The organism is Silanimonas lenta DSM 16282 (genome assembly GCF_000429065.1).
GTDB classification, from domain to species: Bacteria; Pseudomonadota; Gammaproteobacteria; order Xanthomonadales; family Xanthomonadaceae; genus Silanimonas; species Silanimonas lenta.
Window position 1 is genome coordinate 92,781 of sequence record NZ_KE386845.1, and the last position, 23,555, is coordinate 116,335.

The following is a 23,555-nucleotide window of genomic DNA, read 5'->3' on the forward strand; positions in this document are numbered from 1 at the left end:
ACCCTGGTCTCGCCCACCTCGCCCACCGATGCCGCCGGCCGCGCCCAGACCGGCCTGCAGTTCGGCCCCACCCCTGGCACCGTGGTGGTCCGCGCTGCCCGCAACGACGACCTCTCGGTGTTCGTCGAGTTCAGCCTGACCTCCACTCTGGTGCGCACGGTGAGCATCGTCTCGGGGGCCAACCAGCAGGGCCTGCCCGGCCTGCCCCTGCCCAGTCCGATCGTGGTCGAGGTGCGGGCCAATGGCCTGCCCGAAGCCGGCATCGAGGTCGACCTGAGCGCCAGCGGCAATGCCTCGGTGGCCGGCAGCGGTGCCACGCCGAAGCTGGTGAAGCTCACCGATGGCGCGGGCCGGGCCAGTTTCGTGGTCACCCTCGGACCGAGCCCGGGGCCGGTCACCCTCACCGCCAGCCTGCCCGCCGACCCCAGCGTGAGCGCCAGCACCGTGGTCAATGCCAGCAGCCTGGCGAGCCTGCCCGGGCTGCCACCGGAACTGCAGTCTCTGGGCGAAGTGCTCGAGGGCGCCTGCGCTGCCATTGCCGCCCTGCCGCCGACCAGCCGCAGCCCCGAGCAGGTCGATCTGCTGGCCCGCTGCCAGGACTTCCCCGGCGCGCCACCGGCCGAGGTGATCGCTGCCCTGCGCGAACTGGTGCCCGACACCACGCTGGTGATGGTGAACATCGCCCTGGGGGCCGGCCAGGCCCAGCTCGACAACCTGAAAGCCCGTATCGCCGCCCTGCGCTCGGGCACGCGGGGCAGCGCCTTCGGCGGCCTTGCCATCGCCACGCCCAGCGGGCGGATCCCGGTGAGCGGCCTCGTGGAGAACCTGCTCGGCCCGGCCGCCAGTGATGAGGCCGGGGCGGACTTCGACCGCTTCGGCTGGTTCGTCTCCGGCACCCTGGGCCGCGGCGAATCACGCGAGGGCCGCCTGACGCCGGGCTACGACTTCGACATCAACGGTCTCACCGCCGGCCTCGACTACCGCTTCAGCGACCGTTTCATCGCTGGCGCCTCGCTCGGCCTGACCCGTCAGGACAGCGACCTGACCGGGGCCCAGGGCAAGGTGGAGGCGAGCGGCTGGAGCGTCTCCGGCTACGCCACCGTCTACCAGGCCCATCAGTGGTACAGCGATGTGGTGCTGACCTGGGGCCGCAACGAGTACGACACCCTGCGCCGGGTGCGCTACACCATCACCGGCCCCGGCGGCAGCACCACCATCGACCGCAGCGCCCGCGGCCGGCTCGATGGCGACCTGCTCTCCTTCGCCGCCACCGTGGGCCGCGACTGGCAGGCCGGCGGCTGGACGGTCGGCCCTTACGGGCGGCTGCTCTACACCCGCATCGACTTCGACAGCGCCCGCGAAGTGTTCGAAGGCACCGGCCCCGGTGCCGGGCTGGCCCTGGAGGTCTTCCCCGGTACCCATACCTCGCTCGCCAGCGTGGCCGGGGCGAAGTTCAGCCGCGCCATCAGCCGCGACTGGGGCATCCTCATGCCGCACTTCCAGTTCGAGTGGGAACGCGAGTACAAGGAAGATCCGCAGCGCGTCGGAGCCCGGTTCCTGGCCGATCCTTCGGCGCGCATCTTCACCGTGCAGGGCGATCCCATCGACAACAGCTTCTACCGCCTCGGCGCCGGCCTCTCCGCCCTGTTCACGGGCGGCCGCTCCGGCTTCCTCTACGTCGAGCGGGTGTTGGGCAAGTCCGGCTTCTCGCAGACCAACCTCGCCCTCGGTCTGCGCGGGGAATTCTGAACAGGCGGCCCGGGGGCGGAAGGAACACGCGATGATCGAATTCGGCCACTTGAGCCACGTCGGCCTGCGGCGCGACCTGAACGAGGACACCTACTACGGCGATGCCGAGCTGGGCCTGTGGCTGGTGGCCGACGGCATGGGCGGCCACGATTCCGGCGAGGTGGCGAGCGCGCTGGCGCGCGATACCGTGGTGCGTGAGGTGCGGGCCGGAAAATCGCTGGCGGAAGCCATCCGCAAGGCCAACGAGGAGATCATCCGCCAGTCGGGCCTGCGCGACGACGCCATGCCGATGGGCACCACCATCGTGGCGGTGAAGGTGGCCCCGAACGGACGCTTCGAGCTTGCCTGGGTGGGGGACTCACGCGCCTACCTGTGGAACGGCAGCCTGCAGCAGGTGAGCTCGGACCACAGCTACGTGCAGGAACTGATCGACCAGGGCCAGCTCACTCCGGAGCAGGCCCGGCTGCACCCCTACCGCAACGTGGTCACCAAGGCGCTCGGGGTCACCGAACCGGACAAGCTGAGCATCGAGACCGTGGCCGGCGAACTGCGTCCCGGCATGTCGCTGCTGCTGTGCAGCGACGGCCTGACCGAGGAAGTGGACGACGGCATGATCGCCAAGGCCATGGCGCAGCAGGACATCAGCGCCCAGGAATGCGTCGACCATCTGGTGGCCGCGGCGCTCGACGGCGGCGGCAGCGACAACATCACCGTGGTGCTGGTACGCCGGAGCTGATGGCCGTCACATCCCCCGCCGGGCCGCCTCCGCCTCGGCCTTGAGCCGCCTGAGCTCGGCGTCCTCGGGCGCGGCCTCGAGCCCGTAACCGGCGATCGTCTCGCAGGCCACCCAGCGCTCGGCGGCGCAGAGCCTGGCCGCGGCATCGCGATAGTAGGCGGCGATCGCCGCCACCCCAGCCAGGGCGCGGGCATTGTCCGGATCGGCCGCCAGCACCTCGCGGAAGCGCGCCAGCGCGCTCTCCTCGTCGCCACGCAGGCGGCGGCCGGCATTCACGTTCTCCGGTTCGCCGGGGCCCGGCACATAGGTGCCCTCGCGCACCAGGGCCTCGCCCTGGCGCAGGGCGATCTCGATGGCCTCGGGGCCGAGCGTCGGCACGCGCACCGGCGCACTGCCCGGGCTCTGGAAGGTGGCCACCCCGGGCCCCTCGGCCGGCGGCAGGGCCGCCACCTGCGGGGCCCCGGGCGACGCCGGGGGAACGGCGCGCCAAGGCGCCCAGAGCAGCAGGGCCACGAGGCCGGCGAGGGCGAGTCCGCCCCCGGCCCAGGGCAGCCAGGCCGGCAGGCCGCGCGCCGCCTTCGCCGCCTCGCCGGACACCCGGGTGCGCTGCTGGGTGGCGGAGGCCGGCTGCCGGGCCATGCCCTCGCGGGCTTCGAAGGCCTTGATGTCGACCGCGCCGGGCGGGGCGGTGGGCAGCATGCGCTGCACCGCCTCGACCACCGCGGCGCCGGTGTTGTAGCGCTCGCCTGGCAGCTTGGCCATCAGGCCATTGAGCAGGGGCTGCAGCCAGGCGTGCTGCGGCGGCAGGGTGGGGATCGGTTCGGTGATGTGCGAGAGCGCCACCGAGAAGGCGTCGGGCGCCTCGTAGGGCGGCCGGCCGGTGAGCATCTCGTAGAGCATCACCCCGAGGCTGTAGAGGTCGGAGCGGCCGTCCACCGGCTCGCCGCGGGCCTGCTCGGGGCTCATGTAGTCGGGGGTGCCCACCGACATGCCGGCCATGGTGGAGCCGGTGCCGCCGTCCATCGCCTTGGCGATGCCGAAATCGGCCAGCACGGCGCGGCCGTCCTTGCGGAACAGCACGTTGCCGGGCTTCACGTCGCGGTGCACCACGCCCTTCTCATGGGCGTAGTCGAGGCCGTGGGCGATGTCGCAGAGCACGTTCAGGGCCTCGCCCACCGAGATGCCCTCGCCGGTGATGCGCTCTTTCAGCGTGCCGCGCGGGATGTACTCGGCCGAGAGGTAGTAGATGCCGTTGTGCACCCCGATGTCGTGGATGGTGACCACGTTCGGGTGCTGCAGCTTGGCGGTGAGCCTGCCCTCCTTGAGGAAGCGCTCGGCGAATTCCGGGTTGGCCGCCAGCGCGGGGGCCATCACCTTCAGCGCGACCTCGCGGTCGAGCGATTCTTGCACCGCGAGGAAAACCGAAGCCATGCCGCCCTGCCCCAGGGTGCGCAGGATGCGGTAGCCCGGGATGGCGATGTCCACCGCCTGCAGCAGCACCGTCGAATTCATGCTTCGGTCTCCCAGAGCAGCTTGCCGCCCGACTTCTTCGCCACGCCGGCGAGGCGCGCGCGGTGCGCCTCGGCCTCCGCGGGCAGGATGCGCCGCCGCACCACCGCCGCCAAGGGGCGCAACTCGCCTTCCTCGGCAGGCCCGCCGCCCTCGGCCTCGGCACCGAGGGCGAACTCGCCCTGGCCCGAGGTCAGAGCGAGGTAGACATCGGCCAGCAGTTCGGCATCGAGCAAGGCCCCGTGCAGGGTGCGATGGCCGTTGTCGACCCCGAGACGCTTGCACAAGGCATCGAGCGAAGCGCGCTGGCCGGGGAAACGCTGCTTGGCGAGCGCCAGAGTATCCAGCACGCCGGCGCAGTGGTCGGCAAGCCGCCCGGCTCCGGGCAGGCGCGCCAGCTCGGCATCGAGGAAGCCGACGTCGAAGGCGGCGTTGTGGATCACCAACTCGGCGCCGCGGATGAAGTCGAGGAACTCCTCCGCCACCTCGTGGAACCGCGGCTTGTCGCGCAGGAACTCGAGGGTGAGGCCGGTCACCTCGGCCGCGCCCGGCTCCATCTCCCGGTCGGGGTTGAGATAGCGGTGGAAATGCCGACGGGTGGGCCGGCGCTCGATGAGCTCCACGCAGCCGATCTCCACCACCCGGTTGCCCTTCTCCCAGGACAGGCCCGTGGTCTCGGTGTCCAGCACCACCTGCCTCATGCCGCCACCCCCCGGCGGAAGCGTTCGGCCACGGCACGGGCGGCGGCGTCCACGCGCTCGTTGTCCGGGTGCCCGGCATGGCCCTTCACCCAGTGCCAGTGCACGCGGTGCGGTGCCGCGGCGGCATCCAGGCGCTGCCAGAGGTCCTGGTTCTTCACCGCGCCGCCGCCGGCCGTCTTCCAGCCCTTGCGCTTCCAGCCCGGCAGCCATTCGCTGATGCCCTGCAGCACGTACTTCGAATCGCTGTGCAGGGCCACCTCGCAGGGGGCCTTGAGCGCCTCCAGCCCGGCGATGGCGGCGAGCAGCTCCATGCGGTTGTTGGTGGTGAGCGGCTCGCCGCCGGAGAGCAGCTTCTCGCTACCGTTCCAGCGCAGCAGCGCAGCCCAGCCCCCGGGGCCGGGGTTGCCGAGGCAGGCACCGTCGGTATGGATCTCGATCGATTTCATCTGCCGATTATGCGGTCGATCACCCGCCCGATGCCGGCCGTGCCGACCCCGCCGGCGGCTCCGGCGGCGCGCCAGCCGGCGCGGGCGAGGCGCAGGGGCGTGCCCGCGGCCTCGCGGCGCAGGGCCAGCACTGCCCAGGCCACCCGGCCGGCGCCCCCCTCCTCCGCCGGCAGGGATTCCGCGGCCAGCCCGCCGCTCGGCCGCCAGCGTGGGCCGAGGCAGGCCTGGCGGAGCGGCACCAGCCCCGCCGTGGCCAGCAGGGCCAGCACCTGCCGGCGCGACAGTGGGCACAGGCCCTGGCCGCGCCAGCGCAGGCGCGCCGGGCTGGCCGGGTTCAGGCCCATCAGCAGCAGCCGGCCTTCCGGGCGCAGCAGGCGCGCGCACTCGGCCAGCAGGGCCGCGGGCGCAGCGCAGGTCTCGAGCACGAAGCGCAGGTCGATGCGGCTCACCGTGCCGCTGGCGAGCGGCAGCGCCGCGGTGGCGCAGCGCCAGTCGCCCGCCCAGCCGCCGGCCTCCGGCACCAGCGTGAAACGGCGGGCGAAGCGTGCCTCGGGCTCGGCCAGCGGCCAGCCCGGGCGCGGCAGCAAGCGCAGCCAGGCCTGCCCGCCGATCGCCGGCACGGGTTCGTGCCAGGCCCCCTGGGCCTCGAGCAGCAGGGCCTCGAGACCGGGACGGGCCAGCCACGCCGCCCGCTCCCGGCCCGCGGCTTGACCTTGGAAACGCAGCCCCGGCATGGTCCCGATTGTGCGGCATCCGCCCGCCCTCCTGGATGACACCCGGTGTTCCGGCTCAGCGCCCTGCCCGTCCTGCGCGACAACCTCGTCTGGCTGCTCGAGGGGCCGCAAGGCCGCCTGGTGGTCGACCCCGGCGATGCCGGCCCGGTCCTCGCCGCCCTCGGCGATCCTGCGCGCCCGACGGCCATCCTCGTCACCCACCACCATGCCGACCATGTCGATGGCGTGCCGGGCATCGTCGAGCGCACCGGCGCCCGGGTGCATGCCCCGGCCGACCCGCGCCTGCGTTTCGCCTACGAGGCGGTCGGCGACGGCCAGTGCTTCGAGGCGGCCGGCTTCCGCATCGAAGTGATCGCCGTGCCCGGCCACACCCGCAGCCATGTCGCCTTCCATGTCGAGGGGCATCTGTTCTGCGGCGATACCCTCTTCAGCCTCGGCTGCGGCCGCCTGTTCGAAGGCACGCCGGCCGAGATGCAGGCCTCGCTCGCCCGGCTCGCCGCCCTGCCCGGCGACACGCGGGTCTGCTGCGGCCATGAGTACACCCTCGCCAACGGCGATTTCGCCCGCGCGGTGGAGGCGGAGAACCCGGCGCGCGAGGCCTGGCTCGCCGAGGCCCGGCGCCGCCTCGCCGAAGGCCGCCCCAGCCTGCCCTCCACCCTCGCCATCGAGCGCGCGGCCAATCCCTTCCTCCGCCTCGACGCGCCCGGCGTGCAGGCCGGGCTCGCCGCCCGCGGCCTCGCCCATGCCGGCATCGAAGGCTTCGCCGCCCTCCGGGCCTGGAAGGACGCGTTCTAGCGCGCCACACCCCGCCGTACAGTTGGCGCACCGCCGGCCTCGCGCCACACTGTCGGGCTTCGGCGCCCCCGGCGCCAGCGACCACGGAGGTTCCATGGGTTTCCTTGCGGGCAAACGCGCCCTCATCACCGGCATCGCCAGCCAGCGGTCGATCGCCAACGGCATCGCCGAGGCCATGCGCCGCGAAGGCGCGGAACTGGCCTTCACCTACCAGAACGACAAGCTCAAGTCGCGCGTGGAGGAGGCCGCCGCCGAGTACGGCAGCCGCATCGTGCTGCCGCTCGACGTCGGCAGCGATGCCGAGATCGAGGCCTGCTTCGCCGAACTCGGCAGGCACTGGGACGGCTTCGACATCCTCGTCCACTCGATCGGCTTCGCCCCGCGCGAGGCGCTCGACGGCGGCTATCTCGACCACCTGACGCGGGAGAACTTCCGCATCGCCCACGACATCTCGGCCTACTCGCTCTCGGCGCTGGCCAAGGCGGCGCGGCCGATGATGGCGAACCGGCGCTCGGCCATCCTCACCCTCTCCTATCTCGGCGCCGAGCGGGCGCTGGCGAATTACAACGTGATGGGCGTGGCCAAGGCGGCGCTGGAATCGAGCGTGCGCTATCTCGCGCTCAACCTCGGGCCCGAGGGCATCCGCGTGAACTGCATCTCGGCCGGCCCGATCAAGACGCTGGCGGCCTCCGGCGTGGGCAACCTGCGCAAGATGCTGAAGCACGTGGAGGAGGTCTCGCCGATCCGCCGCAACGTCACCATCGAGGACGTGGGCAACGCCGCCGCCTTCCTCTGCTCCGACCTCGCGGCCGGCATCACCGGCGAGATCACTTACGTGGATGGCGGCTACAACATCCTCGGCATGGCCGGGCTCGACGGCGACGGGCACTGAGGTCCCGGCGCCGGCAGTCCCTCCGGCAGGAACGGAAAAAGCCCGCGCCAAGGCGCGGGCTTTTTCCGTTTCCGGAGCGCGGCGGGGTGGCCCCCGCCCCTGCCCTCAGAGCCGCTCTTCGGCGATGGTGATCTCGAACTGGCCGCGCAGGGCCTTGACGAAGGCCTCGCGCTCCATGTCGCCGCGCATCCGCGCCACCTGGGCGCGGATCTGCGCCCGCACCTCGGGGCCGAGGCCCTCGAGTTCGCCCGGCTTGCGGCCGGTGGCCACCACCAGCGCGTAGCGGCCATCGCCAAGGGCCGCCAGCCCCACGTCGGCCGGCTTGCCCTCCTCCTGCGGCAGCAGGCGGAAGCCCTCGCGCACGATGGCGGCATCCGGCAGCCCCGCCTGGCGGAACACCCCGCTGCTCTGCTGCACCACGCCGCCCACCTCGGCGGCCAGCGCCTCCAGGGGCTCGCCGGCCCGGGCCCGGGCATGCAGGGCCTCGGCGGCGGCGCGGGCGGCCTTCTCCCGCCGGTCGGCCTGCAGGTCGGCGCGCACCTGGTCGATCACCTCCTCCAGCGGCCGCAGCACCGAAGGGGCATGGTCGGTCACCTGGATCACCACGACATGGTTCGGCCCGACCTCGATGGGATCGCTCACCTGCCGGTCGTCCTTCTGGCCGCGCGAGAAGGCCGCGGCGCGCACCGCCTCCAGCGCGGCGATGCCACTGCCCTGCATCCGCCCGAAGGGCCCCGCGCTGTTCAGCGCCAGCCCCTGCTCGCGGGCCACCGCCGCGAGCGAGTTGGGCTCGCGCAGGATGGCATCCACGAGAGCGCCGCTGCGGTCGTTGAACAGGCGCTCGCGCTCGGTTTCGGCATGCTCCGCGAGAAGCTGCGCGCGCACCGCCTCGAAAGGCTGCACGGTGCCCGGCACCAGCCGGGTCAGCTTCACCACGTGCCAGCCCATGTCGGTGCGGACGGGCTCGCTCACCTCGCCCTCGGCAAGCGCATACACCGCCTCCTCGAAGGCTTTGGGGAACACCCCCTTGCCAATGCTGCCAAGCTCACCGCCCTGTTCGCGGCTGCCGAGATCGTCGCTGTTCGCGGCAGCCAGGGCCGCGAAGTCGGCCCCCGGCGCCCGGGCCTGCGCGGCGAGTTCCGCCGCCTTCGCCCGCGCCGCCTCCACGGCAGCGGCGTCGGCATCGGCCGGCACCTCGACGAGGATGTGCGAGACGATGCGCTCTTCCTCGGTGCCGAAGCGGCCACGCTCGCGCTCGTAGCGCTCGCGCAGCTCGGCCTCGCTGGGCTCGCCCGCCACCTCCAGCGTGGCCGCATCCAGCTCGACGTAGTTGATGGTCACCGTCTCCTCGGTGCTGTAGCGCTGCGGGTTGGCCGCATGCCAGGCCGCCAGCGCCGCCTGCTCATCCTCCAGCGGTGGCAGGGCCGGCGGCGCCAGCTCGAGGAAGCGCAGGTCGCGGGTTTCCTGCTGCAGCGACAGCAGGCGCTCGAGCTCGGCATCGCCGATGAAGCCGGTCTGGGCCACCGCGTCGGGCATGGTGGAGACCAGGATCTGGCGGGCGATCAGGGCCTCGAAGCTGGCGGCCGTGAGGCCGCGGCTCTGCAGCCAGATGCGGTAGGCATCGTTGCCGATGAACTCGCCGTCCACGGTGATGCCATCGACCTCGCGGATGGCCTTGGTGATCGCGCCTGGCTCGGCGGCAATGCCGTCGCGCCGGGCGGCGATCTCGAGGATGGTCTCGTCCACCAGGCCATCGAGCACCAGGCGCTTGCTCTCCAGGCTTTCCACCTGGTCAGGGTCGTAGGCCTCGCCCATGCGCTGGCGGGCCTGTTCGCGGAAGCGGTCGAAACGCTCGCGGAACTGCTGCTGCGAGACCTCGTGCGTCTCCCAGACGAAAGCGCGGGCAAGGCGTCCCAGGGCGCCCTCGCGCGGTGCTCCGCGCCACCAGTCGGGCGGCGATTCGATCTTCGCCGCATAGGTCTCGATGCGGGTCTGGAAGTACTGCTCGATGCCGAAGAAGGTCATCGCGAAGATGATCAGCCCGACGATCGTCCAGACGATCCACCCCGAGGTGTTTTCACGGATTTTCTGCAGCATGGCCGGCTAGGGCTCCAACGCGGGACGTGGAAAAAACAAAGGCGCCTTGCGGCGCCTTTGGAAGAAAGTGGCGGAGTGGACGGGACTCGAACCCGCGACCCCCGGCGTGACAGGCCGGTATTCTAACCGACTGAACTACCACTCCGCCGAAAACTGGTGGGTGCTGAGGGTTTCGAACCCCCGACCCTCGCCTTGTAAGGGCGACGCTCTACCGCTGAGCTAAGCACCCTTGGCGAGCGAGAACGTCAGTTTACAGCATCCTTCAGCGCTTTGCCAGCCTTGAACGCCGGCGACTTCGACGCCTTGATCTTGATGGTGGCGCCGGTCTGCGGATTGCGGCCCTGGCGGGCGGCGCGCTTGCGGACCGAGAAGGTGCCGAAGCCCACGAGCGTCACGGTGTCGCCCTTCTTGAGCGCCTTCTTGATCACTTCGACCATCGCATCGACGGCGCGGCCGGCGTCGGCCTTCGACAGCTCGGCGGAATCAGCGACAGCGTTGACAAAATCAGACTTGTTCATTCTCGACTCCCTGAGCGGGGTTCCCCGCGGATTGTTCTGCCGGCACGCCACGGAGGCGCTTCCGGCCGCGTTCAGCCGGACGGCGGCATGCCGTGGCTGCGCTTCGTTATACCAGTGCCCCCCAGCCCCCGCAATACGCGAAAGCCAGCAATGGCGCGGCTTTCCGGGCTTCGGATGGGTCCCCGCGGCGGCTCAGTGCGCGCGCGGGGCGTCCGGCCCAGCAGCCTCGCCGGCCGCTTTCTCCTTGGGATCCGCGGACTTGCCCTCCGCCCCGGCCTCGGCGGCCGGGCGCAGCGGCCGCTCCAGGGCGACGTCGAGCACCTGGTCGATCCACTTCGCCGGAATGATCTCGAGGCCCTCCAGCACCGGCTTCGGCAGGTCGGCGAGGTCCTTGCGGTTCTCCTCCGGGATCACCACCGTGCGGATGCCGCCACGCAGGGCGGCGAGCAGCTTCTCCTTCAGCCCGCCGATCGGCAGCACCCGCCCGCGCAGGGTGATCTCGCCGGTCATCGCCACGTCGGCGCGCACCGGCACCTTCGCCAGCGCCGACACCAGCGCCGTCACCATGCCGATGCCGGCGCTCGGGCCGTCCTTCGGCGTGGCGCCCTCGGGCACGTGCACGTGGGTGTCGAATTTCTGGTGGAACTCAGGATCGATGCCGAGCGCAAGGCTGCGCGAACGCACCACGGTATAGGCCGCCTTCACCGACTCCTGCATCACCTCGCCGAGCTGGCCGGTGAGCAGCAGGTTGCCCTTGCCCGGGGTGAGGCTGGCCTCGATCTGCAGCAGGTCGCCCCCCACCTCGGTCCAGGCCAGGCCGGTCACCAGGCCGATCTCGTTCTGCGCCTCGGCACGGCCGAAGTCGTAGCGGCGCACGCCGAGGTACTTGTGCACATTGCCGGAATCCACCCGCACCGGCTTGCGCGCCACCGGCTTGCCGGTCTTCTTCGAGACCTTCGGCGGCCCGGCCAGCGCGATCTCCTTCACCACCTTGCGGCAGATCTTGGCGATCTCGCGCTCCAGCCCGCGCACGCCCGACTCGCGGGTGTAGTAGCGCACCACGTCCTGCAGCGCCGATTCCGCCACCTCGAGCTCGCCATCCTTCAGGCCGTTGGCCTTGAGCTGCTTGGGCAGCAGGTAGCGCTTGGCGATGTTGAGCTTCTCCTCCTCGGTGTAGCCGGGGATGCGGATGATCTCCATGCGGTCCAGCAGCGGGCCGGGGATGTTCAGCGAGTTCGAGGTGGCGACGAACATCACCTCGGAGAGGTCGAGGTCGACCTCTAGGTAGTGGTCGTTGAAGGCATGGTTCTGCTCGGGATCGAGCACCTCGAGCAGGGCCGAGGAAGGATCGCCGCGGAAATCCATGCTCATCTTGTCGATCTCGTCGAGCATGAACAGCGGGTTCTTGCTGCCCACCTTGTTGAGGTTCTGCACGATGCGGCCCGGCATCGAGCCGATGTAGGTGCGGCGATGGCCGCGGATCTCGGCCTCGTCGCGCACCCCGCCCAGCGCCATGCGCACGAACTTGCGGTTGGTGGCCCGGGCGATGCTCTGCCCGAGCGAGGTCTTGCCCACGCCAGGCGGCCCGACGAGGCAGAGGATCGGGCCTTTCATCTTCGCCACGCGCGACTGCACGGCGAGATACTCGAGGATCCGCTCCTTCACCTTCTCCAGGCCGAAGTGGTCGGCATCCAGCACCTGCTGCGCCAGCTTCAGGTCCTTGCGCACCTTGCTGCGCTTCTTCCACGGCACGCCGACCAGCCAGTCGATGTAGTTGCGCACCACGGTGGCCTCGGCCGACATCGGCGACATCTGCTTTAGCTTGTTGAGCTCGGCCCGGGCCTTGGCCTCGATGGCCTTGGGCATGCCGGCGGCGGCGATCTTCTTGCCCAGCTCCTCCACCTCGTTCGGCGAGTCGTCGAGGTCGCCCAGCTCCTTCTGGATCGCCTTCATCTGCTCGTTGAGGTAGTACTCGCGCTGGCTCTTCTCCATCTGCGACTTGACGCGGCCGCGGATGCGCTTCTCGATCTGCTGCACATCGATCTCGCCCTCGACGAGGCCGATCAGCATCTCGATGCGCTCCATCACCCGCAGCGTCTCCAGCACCTTCTGCTTGTCGGCGAGGCGGGCACCGACGTGGGCCGCGATGGTGTCGGCGAAGCGGTCGGGATCGTCGATGCCGGAAAGCGTGGTCAGCAGCTCCGGCGGCAGCTTGCGGTTGGTCTTCAGGTACTGCTCGAACAGTGCCAGCAGCGAGCGCCTTGCCACCTCGGCCTCGTGCTCGTCCTCGCCGAGCTGCGACTCGACCACGAGACCCTTGCCCATCAGCGCGCCGCCCTGCTCGCGCACTTCGGAAACCTTGAAGCGGGCCACGCCCTCGACCAGCACCTTGATGGTGCCGTCGGGCAGCTTGAGCAGCTGCAGCACCTGGGCCAGGGTGCCGATGCGGTAGAGATCGCCGCCGGCGGGGTCGTCGGTCTCGGGGCTGGTCTGGGCCACCAGCAGGATCTGCTTGTCGGCCGCCATGGCGAGGTCGAGGGCGCGGATCGACTTGTCGCGCCCCACGAACAGCGGGATCACCATGTGCGGGTACACCACCACGTCCCGCAGGGGCAGGATCGGGAGGTCGTGGGTGGGGGTTTCGCGGCTCATCGGAAGCTCCTTCCCGGAGGGGATGGCGGGAGGATGGGGGCGGCAGCCCCCGGAAACAACGAGCCCCGCCACGGCAACCGGGCGGGGCTCGGGGTGGCGTTCATGGCCCGCCGGGCCTTCAGTCGCCCGAGGCGGCCCGCTGCTGCTGCTGCTGCGCCGGGGTGCTGTAGATCAGGTAGGGCTCGGACTTGTGCTCGATGACCGACTCGTCGACCACCACCTTGCTCACGTTCTCCAGCGAGGGCAGCTCGTACATGGTGTCGAGCAGCACCGACTCGAGGATGGTGCGGAGACCTCGGGCGCCGGTCTTGCGCTTCAGCGCCTTCCTGGCCACCGCGGCCAGGGCATCGGGGCGGATCTCCAGCTCCACCCCCTCCATCTCGAACAGCTTCTTGAACTGCTTGGCGATGGCGTTCTTCGGCTCGGTGAGGATCTTCACCAGCGCGGCCTCGTCGAGTTCCTCGAGCGTGGCCACCACCGGCAGGCGGCCGACGAACTCGGGGATCAGCCCGAACTTGATCAGGTCCTCCGGCTCGACCTCGGCCATCAGCCTGCCCACGTCGGCCTTGTGGCTCTGGCTCTTCACCTTGGCCGAGAAACCGATGCCACCGGCCTCGGTGGTGCGCTGCTGGATCACCTTCTCGATGCCGGCGAAGGCGCCGCCGCAGATGAACAGGATGTTCCGGGTGTCGACCTGGAGGAACTCCTGCTGCGGATGCTTTCTACCGCCCTGCGGCGGCACGCTGGCCACCGTGCCCTCGATCAGCTTCAGCAGGGCCTGCTGCACGCCCTCGCCGGAGACGTCACGGGTGATCGAGGGGTTCTCGCTCTTGCGCGAGATCTTGTCGATCTCGTCGATGTAGACGATGCCCTGCTGCGCCTTCTCGACGTCGTAGTCGCACTTCTGCAGCAGCTTCTGGATGATGTTCTCGACATCCTCGCCGACGTAACCGGCCTCGGTGAGGGTGGTGGCGTCGGCGATGGTGAAGGGCACGTTGAGCAGGCGGGCCAGGGTCTCGGCCAGCAGGGTCTTGCCCGAGCCGGTGGGGCCGATCAGCAGGATGTTCGACTTCGAGAGCTCGACCTCGTCGCCCTTCTGCCGCGATTCGATGCGCTTGTAGTGGTTGTACACCGCCACGGCGAGGGTCTTCTTGGCCCGCGCCTGCCCGACCACGTACTGGTCGAGCACCTCGAGGATCTCGCGGGGCTTCGGCAGGTGGCTGCGCGCCGCCTGCGACTTGTCCTCGAGTTCCTCGCGGATGATGTCGTTGCAGAGCTCGACGCATTCATCGCAGATGAACACGCTGGGGCCCGCGATCAGCTTCCGCACCTCGTGCTGGCTCTTTCCGCAGAAGGAGCAGTAGAGGATCTTGGAGCTGTCGGAGGGGCGGCTGGGTCGGTCGTCGGTCATTGCTCGGGAAACCCCGGGGAAGCGGGCTCGGCCCGAGAATAGCACCCGGGCCCCGGTGCGGAAGCCCCGGGGGCGGGTTCGGGCGTGAAAGGGAGGGCCAGGGCGTTCAGCCGGGCTGGACCGTCTCGTCGGGGCGGCGCTCGAGGACGGCGTCCACGAGGCCGTAGGCCTTGGATTCCTCGGCGTTCATGAAGAAGTCGCGCTCCACGTCCTTCTCGATCTGCTCGAGCGGCTTGCCGGTATTGGCCGCCATCTCCTTGTTGAGCTTCTCGCGAAGGTAGAGGATCTCCTTGGCCTGGATGGCGATGTCGGTGGCCTGGCCCTGAGCGCCGCCGGAGGGCTGGTGGATCATCACCCGGCTGTTCGGCAGGGCGTAGCGCTTGCCCTTGGCGCCGGCGGCGAGCAGGAAGGCGCCCATCGAACAGGCCTGGCCCACGCAGATGGTGCTCACATCGGGCTTGATGAAGCGCATCGTGTCGTAGATGGCAAGACCGGCGGTGACGACGCCGCCCGGCGAGTTGATGTACAGGCTGATGTCCTTCTCGGGATTCTCGGCCTCGAGGAACAGCAGCTGGGCCACCACCACATTGGCCATGTAGTCGTCGATCGGCCCGACCAGGAAGATCACCCGCTCCTTCAGCAGGCGCGAGTAGATGTCGTACGCGCGCTCGCCGCGGGCGGTCTGCTCGACCACCATCGGCACGAGGTTGAGGCTCTTGGTCGGTTCCATGGGACGCTCCGGTTCGGTTCGGGTCAGGCGTTCGGGCGCAGCGCGTCGGTGAAGGACATCGCCACCTCGGTTGCCCGGGCGCGCTCGGCGATCCAGTCGATCACCTGCTCTTCCATCACGCGCGCCTGCAGGCCCTGCATCAGGTTGGGGTCGTTGCGGTAAAGATCAACCACCTGCTGCGGGTCCTCGTAGGTGGAGGCGATCAGGGCGATGGCCTCGTTCACCCGCTTCGGATCGAGCCGCAGCTCGTTCTGGCGCGCCACCTCGCCCACCAGCAGGCCGGCGGCCACGCGGTTGCGGGCGGCCTCCATGAACGGGGCATGATCGACCTCGCCCACCGCCTGGCCCTGGCGACGGGCGTTCTCGGCGGCCTGGGCGGCCATCGCCCGGGCCTCGGCCTCGACGAGGCGCGGCGGCAGCTCGACATGGGCGTAGGCGGCCACCAGCTTTTTCGCCACCTCGACGCGCAGCCGGGCGGAGAGCGCGCCCTTCAGCTCGCGGGCGAGGTTGCTGCGCACCTCCTCGCGGAACTGCTCGAGCGTGCCCGACTTCACACCGAAGCTCTTGATGAAGGCCTCGTCCACCGCTGGCAGGTGCGGCTCGGACACCTTCACCACCTTCACCGATACCTGGGCGGTCTTGCCGGCGAGCTCCGGCACCCGCCAGTCGGCCGGGAAGGCGACCTCGACGAGCTTCTCCTCGCCGGCGCGCATGCCCACCACGGCCTGTTCGATGGCCGGGAACAGCATCTGGCTGCCGACCACGGTGGCGCCGCGCTCGACGCCTTCCGCCGGGAAGCGGGCGCCCTCGACCAGGGCGAAGTTCTCGACGTTGACGAGGTCGCCTTCGGCGGCGGCGCGCTCGACCACGTTCCAGCTGCGGCGCTGCTGGCGCAGGGTCTCGATCATGGTGTCGATGTCCGACTCCTCGACCTGCGCCACCGGGCGCTGGATCTCGAGCGCGGAGACATCGATGGGGCCGAAGTCCGGGGCCACCTCGAAGGTGGCGGTGTAGCGGATCTCCTCGGCCGGGGCGCCCTCGGCGGTGATCTCCGGCTGGCCCACCGGCTGCAGGTTCTGCTGGCGCAGGGCCTCGCCGAAGGAATCACGCACCACGTCGGAATAGACCTCGGAGCGCACCTGCTGGCCGAAGCGCTGCTCGATGACCTTGACCGGCACCTTGCCCGGGCGGAAGCCGTTCAGGCGCACGGTGCGCGAGAGCTCGCGCAGGCGGTGGCCCACCGCGCTCTCGAGGCGCTCGGCCGGAACGCTGACCGAGAGCTTGCGCCCGAGGCTGCCGATGGTTTCGACGGAAACGTGCATGGTGACTCCTGATGTGTCGCGTGTTGTGCCGCGCCGCCCAGGGGCGCGCGCCGAAAACGAAAAAACCCGCGGAGCCTGGCCTCACGTCCTCCGCACCGGGATGCTGCTTGGTGCGAAAGGAGAGACTCGAACTCTCACGGGTTGCCCCACTGGAACCTAAATCCAGCGCGTCTACCAATTTCGCCACTCTCGCAGGCTTGGAGCAGGCGGAGCGGCTTCGAGGTTGGTGGGCCGTCTAGGATTCGAACCTAGGACCTACGGATTAAGAGTCCGCTGCTCTACCAGCTGAGCTAACGGCCCGGGAACCTCGCCGCCGACGCGACTGCGAAGGCGGATTATGCCCTACCGGAGGGCTGGGGTGGAAGACGGGATTTGAACCCGCGACCCCTGGAATCACAATCCAGTGCTCTAACCAACTGAGCTACATCCACCACGTCGGAACTGGCGCGCCCGGCAGGGATCGAACCTGCAACCGCCGGCTTAGAAGGCCGGTGCTCTATCCGGTTGAGCTACGGGCGCTCATGAACCGGGCGGAACCCCTGCCCTCGACGCCGGGAACAGCGTATCTGCGCCACCGGGCCATGCAACTGGTCGGGGCAGAGGGATTCGAACCCCCGACATCCAGCTCCCAAAGCTGGCGCTCTACCAGACTGAGCTATACCCCGGAGGAACCGGTCGGGCGAACGAACCTTGCCGCGCGAATTGTGATGGCCAGATGGAGCGACGCGCTGCCGCGTCTCCCACCCTCGAACAAAAAAGGTGCCGAAGCACCCTGTCTGTCCGATGGCGCGCCCGGAAGGATTCGAACCTCCGACCCCCAAGTTCGTAGCCTGGTGCTCTATCCAACTGAGCTACGGGCGCGTAGAAGCGAAAGTATGCGGCAGGTTTGATCGTTCGTCAAGCCCCGCCGCACTGGAACCGCGGCATCCGACGTGGCGGAGTGAGAGGGATTCGAACCCTCGATAGAGCTTTTGACCCTATACTCCCTTAGCAGGGGAGCCCCTTCGGCCTCTCGGGCATCACTCCGTCGGACCGCCCTTCGAAAAGAGCGGGCGCGAAGCGTACCGGATCGTCCGGCTCAGGGCAAATCGCCGCCCGCCTTCTTGCCCGCCTCGTCGCGCTGGATGCGCTGGAAGATCTCCTCGCGGTGCACCGCCACCTCCTTCGGCGCGGTGATGCCGATGCGCACCTGGTTGCCCTTGACGCCGAGCACCGTGACGGTGACGGAATCACCGATCATCAGGGTCTCGCCCACCCGCCTGGTCAGAATCAACATGGTTCTCGTCCTCGTCCGGGGTTCTTCCTACACCGGACCACGGGGGCGTCCTCGCCCTCCGCGGCCTGCGCGGCCTCCAAACATCCGCTGATGGTAGGCGTGACCGGGTTCACGCGCAATGCGCGAAACCCGGCACGCGATGGAATACGCGGGGTGCAGGAGCGCCGTTCAGGCGCCCAGCTTCGCCGCCACCCAGGCCGGCACGCCGGCCAGCGCGGCCACCAGGGCCTCGCCGTCGTTGCCGCCGCCCTGGGCGAGATCGGGCCGGCCGCCGCCCTTGCCGCCCACCTGCTGCGCCACGTGGGCGAGCAGCTCGCCGGCCTTGATCTTCGCCAGCGCGGCGCCATGGCTGCCGGCGATCAGGCTGGCCTTGCCCTCGTTCGCCGCGGCGAGCACCACCGCCACGTCGCCCAGCTTCTGCTTCAGCACGTCCACCGCCTCGCGCAGGCCCTTGGCATCGAAGCCCTCGAGGCGGGCGGCCACCACCTTGATGCCGGCCACGTCCACCGCCTGGGCGGCGAGGTCGGCGCTGGCGCCGGCCGCGGCCCTGGCCTTGAGGGCCTCGAGCTCACGTTCCAGCTTCTTCTGCCGCTCGAGCAGGCCGCGCAGCTTGTCGAGCAGATCGTCGGCGCGGCCGCCGACGAGCGCGGCGGCCTGTTCCAGCAGCGCCTCCTGTGCCGCGACCTCGGCGAGCGCGCCACGGCCGGTGACCGCCTCGATGCGGCGGATGCCGGCGGCCACGCCGCTCTCCGAGACGATCTTGAACAGGCCGATGTCGCCGGTGCGATGCACATGCGTGCCGCCGCAGAGCTCGGTGGAGAACTCGCCCATGCGCAGCACGCGCACGCGTTCGCCGTACTTCTCGCCGAACAGGGCGAGCGCGCCGAAGTCCAGCGCCTCCTGCATGCCCATGTGGTGCACCTCGGCCTCGGCGTTGCGGCGGATTTCCTCGTTCACCATCGCCTCGATGGCAGCAAGCTCGTCCGGCGTGAGGGCGGCGAAGTGCGAGAAATCGAAGCGCAGACGGTCCGGGGCGACGAGCGAGCCCTTCTGGGTGACATGCGGTCCCAGCACCTTGCGCAGGGCGGCATGCAGCAGGTGGGTGGCGGAATGGTTGAGCACCGTGTCCTGGCGGCGCTCGGCATCGACCCGGGTGGCGAGGTGGTCGCCGACCGAGAGCGTGCCTGCCGAAAGCCGGCCGAGGTGGGCGTGGAACTGGCCGGCGAGCTTCAGGGTGTCGCGCACCTCGAAGCGGTCGCCGCGGGCATCGACGAGCACGCCGGTATCGCCCACCTGGCCACCGGATTCGGCGTAGAAGCTGGTGCGGTCGAGGATGACCACGCCCTCCTCGCCGGCCCCGAGGCGCTCCACCGGCCGGCCGTCGCGCAGCAGCCCCACCACGCGGCAGTCCTCGGCATCGAGGGTTTCATAGCCGAGGAAGCGGGTAGGCGGCAGGCGCGCCGCCAGTTCGGCCGGCAGCACGAGGCCGCCGCCGAACTTGCCGGCGGCGCGGGCGCGTTCGCGCTGTTCTTCCATGCGCGCCTCGTATACCGCCATGGCATCGGCGGCCGGAGAGAGGCCGCGCTCGCGCAGGATGTCGAGGATCAGGTCCGGCGGGCAGCCGTAGGTGTCGTGCAGCTGGAACAGGGCCTCGCCATCCAGGGCCGCGCCGCCCTTCGCGAGCGTGGCATCGAGCCGCTGCATGCCGGCGTCCAGGGTCTGGGCGAAGGCCGCCTCCTCCGACTTCAGGGCCGCCTCGACGGTGGCGCGCTGGGCCACCAGCTCGGGATAGGCCTCGCCCATCGCCTCGGCGAGCGGAGCGACCATGCGCCAGAACACTCCGCCCTCCTTCAGGGCGCCGAGCTTCCAGACATGGCGGATGGCGCGGCGGACGATGCGGCGCAGCACATAGCCGCGGCCCTCGTTGGACGGCAGCACGCCATCGACGATGAGGAAGCTGGCGGCGCGGATGTGGTCGGCGATGACGCGCAGCGACTTGTGCTCGAGGTCCTTCGTGTCCGTCAGGGCGGCAGCGGCCCTGATCAGGTGCTGGAACAGGTCGATCTCGTAGTTGCTGTGCACGTGCTGCAGCACCGCCGAGAGGCGCTCGAGGCCCATGCCGGTGTCCACGCAGGGCGCCGGCAGCGGCAGGAGGCGGCCATCGGGCTGGCGGTCGAACTGCATGAACACCAGGTTCCAGATCTCGATGAAGCGGTCGCCATCCTCCTCGGGACTGCCCGGCGGGCCGCCGGGGATGTGCGGGCCATGGTCGTAGAAGATCTCGGTGCAGGGCCCGCAGGGGCCGGTATCGGCCATCTGCCAGAAGTTGTCCGAGGCGTAGGGCGCGCCCTTGTTGTCGCCGATGCGGATGATGCGCTCGGCAGGCAGGCCGACCTGCCTGTGCCAGATCTCGAAGGCCTCGTCGTCGGTGTGGTAGACGGTGACGAGCAGGCGCTCCTTCGGCAGCTTCCAGACCTCGGTGAGCAGTTCCCAGGCCCAGACGATGGCGTCCTTCTTGAAGTAGTCGCCGAAGCTGAAATTGCCCAGCATCTCGAAGAAGGTGTGGTGGCGGGCGGTGTAGCCCACCTGGTCGAGGTCGTTGTGCTTGCCGCCGGCGCGCACGCAGCGCTGCGAGGAGGCCGCCCGGGTGTAGCTGCGCTTCTCGGCGCCAAGGAACACGTCCTTGAACTGCACCATGCCGGCATTGGTGAACAGCAGGGTGGCGTCGTTGCCGGGGACGAGCGGGCTGGAGGGCACGATGGCGTGGCCCTTCGAGCGGAAGAAATCGAGGAAGTCGCGGCGGATCTCGGCGCTGGTTTTCATCGGGGACCTGAAGGCGGATCGGGGGCGCGGGCACGGGGCCACCCCCCAGGGCATGGAGTCGGGAAATCAGCCTTCAAGGGTAGCAGGGCGGAACCGGGCACGGCGGGCACGGCCGCCCCGGGCAGGCCATGCCCCCGCCCCGGGGCGGTGCTCAGGCCCCGTCTTCCGGAAGGCCGCCCGCGTCCTCCGCCATCCATTCGTCGGCATCGACGCCCTCCCCGGGGGGCAGGGCCAGCGCCTGCCGGGCCAGGGCCTGGGGGAAGCCCCGGCGTAGCAGGAAGGCCAGGGCGCGCTGCCGCTCGCGCCGGGCATCGGGGCCACGGGCGCGGCGCAGGCCCGGAATGAAACGGGCGGCCACCCGGGCCGCCAATGCCTGCCAGTCGAGCCCCTCGGCCGCGGCCGCGGCGAAAGCCGCCTCGATGTGCCCGGCCGCCACGCCGTTCTGCCGCAGCTCGGCGCGGATGCGCAGCGGTCCTCGGCCGGCAGCGGCGCGGCTGCGCAGCAGGGCCCCGGCATAGCGGGCGTCGTCCTGGAAGCCCTGGCGTTGCAGGGTCTCGAGGGCGGTATCGAGCTCGTCTGCCGCCAGCCCCCGCCCGCCGAGCCGGCGCCGCAGCTCGGCCGCGGAATGCTCGCGCCGCACCAGCAGGCGCAAGGCCTGCTGGTAGGCCGCCGGTGCCGGCCGCGCCCGGCGGCCGCGGCCGCCGGGCGGGCTGCCGCCTGCCGCACCGCTCATGCGTCGGCGAAGTCTTCGGCCTCCTCGCCGCGGCTCTCGGCCGGCACGTAGAGCTCGCGCAGCCGGGCCTCGAGTTCGGCGCACTGCTTGGGGTTGTCCTTGAGCCAGGCGCGGGCGTTCTCCTTGCCCTGGCCGATGCGCTCCGAGCCATAGCTGTACCAGGCGCCGGACTTCTCGATCAGCTTGGCGTCCACCGCCATGTCGATGATCTCGCCCTCGCGGCTGATGCCCTCGCCGTAGAGGATCTCGGTGACGATCTGCTTGAAGGGCGGCGCCAGCTTGTTCTTCACCACCTTGATCTTGGTCTGGTTGCCGATGATGTCGTCGCCCTTCTTCACCGCGCCGATGCGGCGGATGTCGAGGCGCACCGAGGCGTAGAACTTGAGGGCATTGCCGCCGGTGGTGGTCTCGGGGTTCTGGCCCGGCATCATCACGCCGATCTTCATGCGCAGCTGGTTGATGAAGATCACCATGCAGTTGCTGCGCTTGATGTTGCCGGTGAGCTTGCGCAGGGCCTGGCTCATCAGCCGGGCCTGCAGGCCGACCTGCATCTCGCCCATCTCGCCCTCGATCTCGGCCTTCGGCACCAGCGCGGCCACCGAGTCGACCACCACCACGTCGACGGCATTGGAGCGCACCAGCATGTCAGCGATCTCGAGCGCCTGTTCGCCGGTGTCGGGCTGGCTGACGAGCAGATCGTCGAGCTTCACCCCGAGTTTCTGGGCATAGACCGGGTCGAGGGCGTGCTCGGCATCGATGAAGGCGGCGGTACCCCCGGCCTTCTGGCACTCGGCGATCACCTGCAGGGTGAGTGTGGTCTTGCCGGAAGATTCCGGCCCGAAGATCTCGATGACGCGGCCCTTGGGCAGGCCGCCGATGCCGAGCGCGATGTCGAGCATCAACGAGCCTGTGGAAACGACCTCGGCGGCCTCGGCCTGGCGGTCGCCGAGGCGCATCACGGTGCCCTTGCCGAACTGGCGCTCGATCTGGGTCAGGGCGGCGGTCAGGGCGCGCTTCTTGTTCTCGTCCATCGCGGTCATCGTCGGGGTCTCGTCAGGGAAGGTGGAGGGAAGGATGGCAGGGGCGTTTCGCACGGCCTGAGACGGCGGTGGAAAGGAAGCCCAGGATGGCCGGGGCCGCGTCCGGCCGGCAGGCGCGACCGGCGCATGGCGGGGTAGGAAGGCCGCGGCGGGCGGGGTCGGCCCTCACCGGGCCGGCCTCAGGAGACCGCAGAACAGGCCTTCGATGGCGAAGTCCTGATCCTCGGCCACCTCGATGGGAGGATGCGCGGGGTTGCGCGGCACGAGGCGCAGGCCCTCGCTGCCGAAGTGCAGCACTTTCACGGTGATCTCGCCGTCCACCCGGGCGATCACCACCTGGCCGTGTCGGGCATCGCGGGTACGGCGCACGCCGATGAGATCGCCGTCGAGGATGGCCTCGTCGCGCATGGAATCGCCCTGTACGCGCAGGAGGTAGTCGGGCGTGGGATGGAAGAGGTGGCGGTCGAGGACCACGGTGGCTTCGCCCCCGGCATCGAAGCCCTCGTTGCCGGCGCCGATGGGCTGGCCGGCGGCCACCCGGCCCAGCACCGGCAGGCGTACCGCGTCGTCCTCCACCGGCGGCACCAGGGGCAGGGCCGGCTGCGCCCGCACCGGGGCCTGCAGCAGGCGCAGGCCGCGGGCCTTGCCGGGCAGGCGCTCGATCGCCCCTGCGGCCTCGAGGGCCTCGAGGTGGTACTGCGCGGCGCGCACGCTCTTGAAGCCGAAGGCGCGGGCGATCTCGGTCTGCGAGGGCGGCACGCCCTCGGCCTCGATGCGCTCGGCGATCAGTTCGAGGATGGCGGTCTGGACATCGGTGAGCGGCATGGTGGTAGTAATACTACTAACCACCCTGCCCCGCAAGGCCCTCAGTCGCCTGCCAGGGCCACCAGCCCACGCAGGGCGGCGGCGATGGTCTGGCGCCGCACCGCCTCGCGGTCGCCGGCGAAATGGAAGACCTCGGCTCTGGGGTAGCCGCCGCGCCGCTTCCAGCCGATCCATACCGTGCCCACCGGCTTTTCCGGGGTGCCGCCGCCGGGACCGGCGATGCCGGTGACTGCCACGGCCAGGGTGGCCGCGGAATGCACGAGGGCACCGGAGACCATCTCGATCACCGTTTCCCGACTGACCGCGCCCTCCTTCTCGAGGGTCTGCGGGCGCACGCCGAGCATGGCCTGCTTGGCCTCGTAGCTGTAGGCCACCATGCCGCAGTCGAACCAGGCCGAACTGCCGGGAATGTCGGTGAGGGTCTTGGCGATCCAGCCGCCGGTGCAGCTCTCGGCGGTGCAGACGAGCTGGCGGCGGGCCAGCAGGATCTCGGCCAGCGCCCGCCCCTGGGCGGCCAGCGCGGCATCGTCGGGAATGAGGGTCGTGTCCATGCCGCTAGACTAGCC

General features: G+C 70.3%; 20 protein-coding genes and 9 tRNA genes. 4 read left to right on the forward strand and 25 right to left on the reverse strand.

What is annotated here, in order from left to right; genetic code table 11:
• Both G408_RS0111370 and G408_RS0111375 read left to right on the forward strand, forming a co-directional pair.
• A partial coding sequence (locus G408_RS0111370) for an autotransporter outer membrane beta-barrel domain-containing protein (RefSeq protein ID WP_028771182.1) occupies positions 1-1,749 on the forward strand: 1,749 nt, incomplete at its 5' end.
• Positions 1,750-1,780: 31 nt separating this feature from the next.
• Positions 1,781-2,485: a PP2C family protein-serine/threonine phosphatase gene (locus tag G408_RS0111375; RefSeq protein WP_028771183.1), complete on the forward strand. Its 705-nt coding sequence runs from the start codon at positions 1,781-1,783 to the stop codon at positions 2,483-2,485.
• A gap of 6 nt (positions 2,486-2,491) precedes the next feature.
• Here G408_RS0111375 and G408_RS14520 read toward each other — a convergent pair whose 3' ends face one another.
• Genes G408_RS14520 through G408_RS14935 form a run of 4 tightly spaced genes read right to left on the reverse strand, consistent with a single transcriptional unit; the run spans position 2,492 to position 5,875 of the window.
• Entirely contained in the window at positions 2,492-3,997 is a 1,506-nt protein-coding gene (locus tag G408_RS14520) for a serine/threonine-protein kinase (RefSeq protein ID WP_028771184.1), read from the reverse strand.
• Complete coding sequence (gene dnaQ, locus G408_RS0111385) at positions 3,994-4,695, reverse strand: DNA polymerase III subunit epsilon (RefSeq protein ID WP_028771185.1); 702 nt, start codon at positions 4,693-4,695, stop codon at positions 3,994-3,996. The genes G408_RS14520 and dnaQ overlap by 4 nt, the downstream gene beginning before the upstream one ends.
• Positions 4,692-5,141, reverse strand: coding sequence for a ribonuclease HI (rnhA, locus tag G408_RS0111390; protein ID WP_028771186.1), 450 nt, complete (start codon positions 5,139-5,141; stop codon positions 4,692-4,694). Before rnhA ends, dnaQ begins: the two co-directional genes overlap by 4 nt.
• Positions 5,138-5,875 carry a methyltransferase domain-containing protein gene (locus tag G408_RS14935; protein WP_051282938.1) on the reverse strand — a complete coding sequence of 246 codons (738 nt, stop codon included), beginning with the start codon at positions 5,873-5,875 and terminating at the stop codon, positions 5,138-5,140. Before G408_RS14935 ends, rnhA begins: the two co-directional genes overlap by 4 nt.
• A 45-nt stretch (positions 5,876-5,920) precedes the next feature.
• Between G408_RS14935 and gloB the strand changes: the two genes are divergently transcribed.
• Positions 5,921-6,670 carry a hydroxyacylglutathione hydrolase gene (gene gloB, locus G408_RS0111400; protein ID WP_028771187.1) on the forward strand — a complete coding sequence of 250 codons (750 nt, stop codon included), beginning with the start codon at positions 5,921-5,923 and terminating at the stop codon, positions 6,668-6,670.
• Between the two features lie 94 nt (positions 6,671-6,764).
• A complete protein-coding gene (locus tag G408_RS0111405) occupies positions 6,765-7,562 on the forward strand; it encodes an enoyl-ACP reductase FabI (RefSeq protein ID WP_028771188.1) in 798 nt (265 codons plus the stop codon).
• Positions 7,563-7,667: 105 nt separating this feature from the next.
• Here the strand turns inward: G408_RS0111405 and G408_RS0111410 are convergent, their stop codons facing one another.
• The 21 genes from G408_RS0111410 to G408_RS0111510 all read right to left on the reverse strand — a co-directional run bounded on the left by G408_RS0111410 (position 7,668) and on the right by G408_RS0111510 (position 23,540).
• Positions 7,668-9,659 carry a peptidylprolyl isomerase gene (locus G408_RS0111410; protein ID WP_028771189.1) on the reverse strand — a complete coding sequence of 664 codons (1,992 nt, stop codon included), beginning with the start codon at positions 9,657-9,659 and terminating at the stop codon, positions 7,668-7,670.
• Between the two features lie 68 nt (positions 9,660-9,727).
• Positions 9,728-9,804: transfer RNA gene (locus tag G408_RS0111415), tRNA-Asp, on the reverse strand.
• A gap of 9 nt (positions 9,805-9,813) precedes the next feature.
• Positions 9,814-9,888 (reverse strand) — tRNA-Val (locus tag G408_RS0111420).
• A 16-nt stretch (positions 9,889-9,904) separates the two neighbouring features.
• Positions 9,905-10,177 (reverse strand): HU family DNA-binding protein, encoded by a 273-nt coding sequence (locus G408_RS0111425; protein ID WP_028771190.1) that lies wholly within the window; start codon positions 10,175-10,177, stop codon positions 9,905-9,907.
• A 192-nt stretch (positions 10,178-10,369) separates the two neighbouring features.
• A complete protein-coding gene (lon, locus tag G408_RS0111430; RefSeq protein ID WP_028771191.1) occupies positions 10,370-12,829 on the reverse strand; it encodes an endopeptidase La in 2,460 nt (819 codons plus the stop codon).
• A 118-nt stretch (positions 12,830-12,947) separates the two neighbouring features.
• Positions 12,948-14,240 (reverse strand): ATP-dependent Clp protease ATP-binding subunit ClpX, encoded by a 1,293-nt coding sequence (clpX, locus tag G408_RS0111435; protein WP_028771192.1) that lies wholly within the window; start codon positions 14,238-14,240, stop codon positions 12,948-12,950.
• A gap of 106 nt (positions 14,241-14,346) precedes the next feature.
• Positions 14,347-14,970 carry an ATP-dependent Clp endopeptidase proteolytic subunit ClpP gene (gene clpP, locus G408_RS0111440; RefSeq protein WP_028771193.1) on the reverse strand — a complete coding sequence of 208 codons (624 nt, stop codon included), beginning with the start codon at positions 14,968-14,970 and terminating at the stop codon, positions 14,347-14,349.
• A 23-nt stretch (positions 14,971-14,993) separates the two neighbouring features.
• Positions 14,994-16,292: a trigger factor gene (gene tig, locus G408_RS0111445; RefSeq protein WP_028771194.1), complete on the reverse strand. Its 1,299-nt coding sequence runs from the start codon at positions 16,290-16,292 to the stop codon at positions 14,994-14,996.
• Positions 16,293-16,400: 108 nt separating this feature from the next.
• Positions 16,401-16,485 (reverse strand) — tRNA-Leu (locus tag G408_RS0111450).
• Positions 16,486-16,516: 31 nt separating this feature from the next.
• Positions 16,517-16,592, reverse strand: a tRNA-Lys gene (locus G408_RS0111455).
• A 54-nt stretch (positions 16,593-16,646) separates the two neighbouring features.
• Positions 16,647-16,723, reverse strand: a tRNA-His gene (locus tag G408_RS0111460).
• Positions 16,724-16,734: 11 nt separating this feature from the next.
• Positions 16,735-16,811: transfer RNA gene (locus tag G408_RS0111465), tRNA-Arg, on the reverse strand.
• Positions 16,812-16,880: 69 nt separating this feature from the next.
• Positions 16,881-16,957 (reverse strand) — tRNA-Pro (locus G408_RS0111470).
• A 119-nt stretch (positions 16,958-17,076) separates the two neighbouring features.
• A tRNA-Arg gene (locus tag G408_RS0111475) sits at positions 17,077-17,153 on the reverse strand.
• 72 nt (positions 17,154-17,225) lie between these two features.
• Positions 17,226-17,318 (reverse strand) — tRNA-Ser (locus G408_RS0111480).
• Positions 17,319-17,370: 52 nt separating this feature from the next.
• Positions 17,371-17,568 (reverse strand): carbon storage regulator CsrA, encoded by a 198-nt coding sequence (gene csrA / locus G408_RS0111485; protein ID WP_028771195.1) that lies wholly within the window; start codon positions 17,566-17,568, stop codon positions 17,371-17,373.
• Positions 17,569-17,736: 168 nt separating this feature from the next.
• Complete coding sequence (alaS, locus tag G408_RS0111490; RefSeq protein WP_051282939.1) at positions 17,737-20,445, reverse strand: alanine--tRNA ligase; 2,709 nt, start codon at positions 20,443-20,445, stop codon at positions 17,737-17,739.
• A gap of 97 nt (positions 20,446-20,542) precedes the next feature.
• Positions 20,543-21,124 carry a regulatory protein RecX gene (locus tag G408_RS14530; protein WP_051282940.1) on the reverse strand — a complete coding sequence of 194 codons (582 nt, stop codon included), beginning with the start codon at positions 21,122-21,124 and terminating at the stop codon, positions 20,543-20,545.
• Positions 21,121-22,155 (reverse strand): recombinase RecA, encoded by a 1,035-nt coding sequence (gene recA, locus G408_RS0111500; RefSeq protein ID WP_028771197.1) that lies wholly within the window; start codon positions 22,153-22,155, stop codon positions 21,121-21,123. The genes G408_RS14530 and recA overlap by 4 nt, the downstream gene beginning before the upstream one ends.
• 174 nt (positions 22,156-22,329) lie before the next feature.
• Positions 22,330-22,989 carry a transcriptional repressor LexA gene (gene lexA, locus G408_RS0111505; protein ID WP_028771198.1) on the reverse strand — a complete coding sequence of 220 codons (660 nt, stop codon included), beginning with the start codon at positions 22,987-22,989 and terminating at the stop codon, positions 22,330-22,332.
• A 41-nt stretch (positions 22,990-23,030) separates the two neighbouring features.
• Positions 23,031-23,540: a CinA family protein gene (locus tag G408_RS0111510; RefSeq protein WP_051282941.1), complete on the reverse strand. Its 510-nt coding sequence runs from the start codon at positions 23,538-23,540 to the stop codon at positions 23,031-23,033.
• Positions 23,541-23,555 lie beyond the last annotated feature (15 nt).

Bases quoted from the DNA above. Each gene is read 5' to 3' on its own strand.
- tig (WP_028771194.1), bottom strand. From the start codon at position 16,292: ATGCACGTTTCCGTCGAAACCATCGGCAGCCTCGGGCGCAAGCTCTCG.
- G408_RS0111410 (WP_028771189.1), bottom strand. From the start codon at position 9,659: ATGCTGCAGAAAATCCGTGAAAACACCTCGGGGTGGATCGTCTGGACG.
- clpP (WP_028771193.1), bottom strand. From the start codon at position 14,970: ATGGAACCGACCAAGAGCCTCAACCTCGTGCCGATGGTGGTCGAGCAG.
- lexA (WP_028771198.1), bottom strand. From the start codon at position 22,989: ATGCCGCTCACCGATGTCCAGACCGCCATCCTCGAACTGATCGCCGAG.
- G408_RS0111375 (WP_028771183.1), top strand. From the start codon at position 1,781: ATGATCGAATTCGGCCACTTGAGCCACGTCGGCCTGCGGCGCGACCTG.
- G408_RS14935 (WP_051282938.1), bottom strand. From the start codon at position 5,875: ATGCCGGGGCTGCGTTTCCAAGGTCAAGCCGCGGGCCGGGAGCGGGCG.
- clpX (WP_028771192.1), bottom strand. From the start codon at position 14,240: ATGACCGACGACCGACCCAGCCGCCCCTCCGACAGCTCCAAGATCCTC.
- dnaQ (WP_028771185.1), bottom strand. From the start codon at position 4,695: ATGAGGCAGGTGGTGCTGGACACCGAGACCACGGGCCTGTCCTGGGAG.
- G408_RS0111425 (WP_028771190.1), bottom strand. From the start codon at position 10,177: ATGAACAAGTCTGATTTTGTCAACGCTGTCGCTGATTCCGCCGAGCTG.
- G408_RS14530 (WP_051282940.1), bottom strand. From the start codon at position 21,124: ATGAGCGGTGCGGCAGGCGGCAGCCCGCCCGGCGGCCGCGGCCGCCGG.
- recA (WP_028771197.1), bottom strand. From the start codon at position 22,155: ATGGACGAGAACAAGAAGCGCGCCCTGACCGCCGCCCTGACCCAGATC.
- alaS (WP_051282939.1), bottom strand. From the start codon at position 20,445: ATGCCCTGGGGGGTGGCCCCGTGCCCGCGCCCCCGATCCGCCTTCAGG.
- G408_RS0111510 (WP_051282941.1), bottom strand. From the start codon at position 23,540: ATGGACACGACCCTCATTCCCGACGATGCCGCGCTGGCCGCCCAGGGG.
- csrA (WP_028771195.1), bottom strand. From the start codon at position 17,568: ATGTTGATTCTGACCAGGCGGGTGGGCGAGACCCTGATGATCGGTGAT.
- rnhA (WP_028771186.1), bottom strand. From the start codon at position 5,141: ATGAAATCGATCGAGATCCATACCGACGGTGCCTGCCTCGGCAACCCC.
- G408_RS14520 (WP_028771184.1), bottom strand. From the start codon at position 3,997: ATGAATTCGACGGTGCTGCTGCAGGCGGTGGACATCGCCATCCCGGGC.
- G408_RS0111405 (WP_028771188.1), top strand. From the start codon at position 6,765: ATGGGTTTCCTTGCGGGCAAACGCGCCCTCATCACCGGCATCGCCAGC.
- lon (WP_028771191.1), bottom strand. From the start codon at position 12,829: ATGAGCCGCGAAACCCCCACCCACGACCTCCCGATCCTGCCCCTGCGG.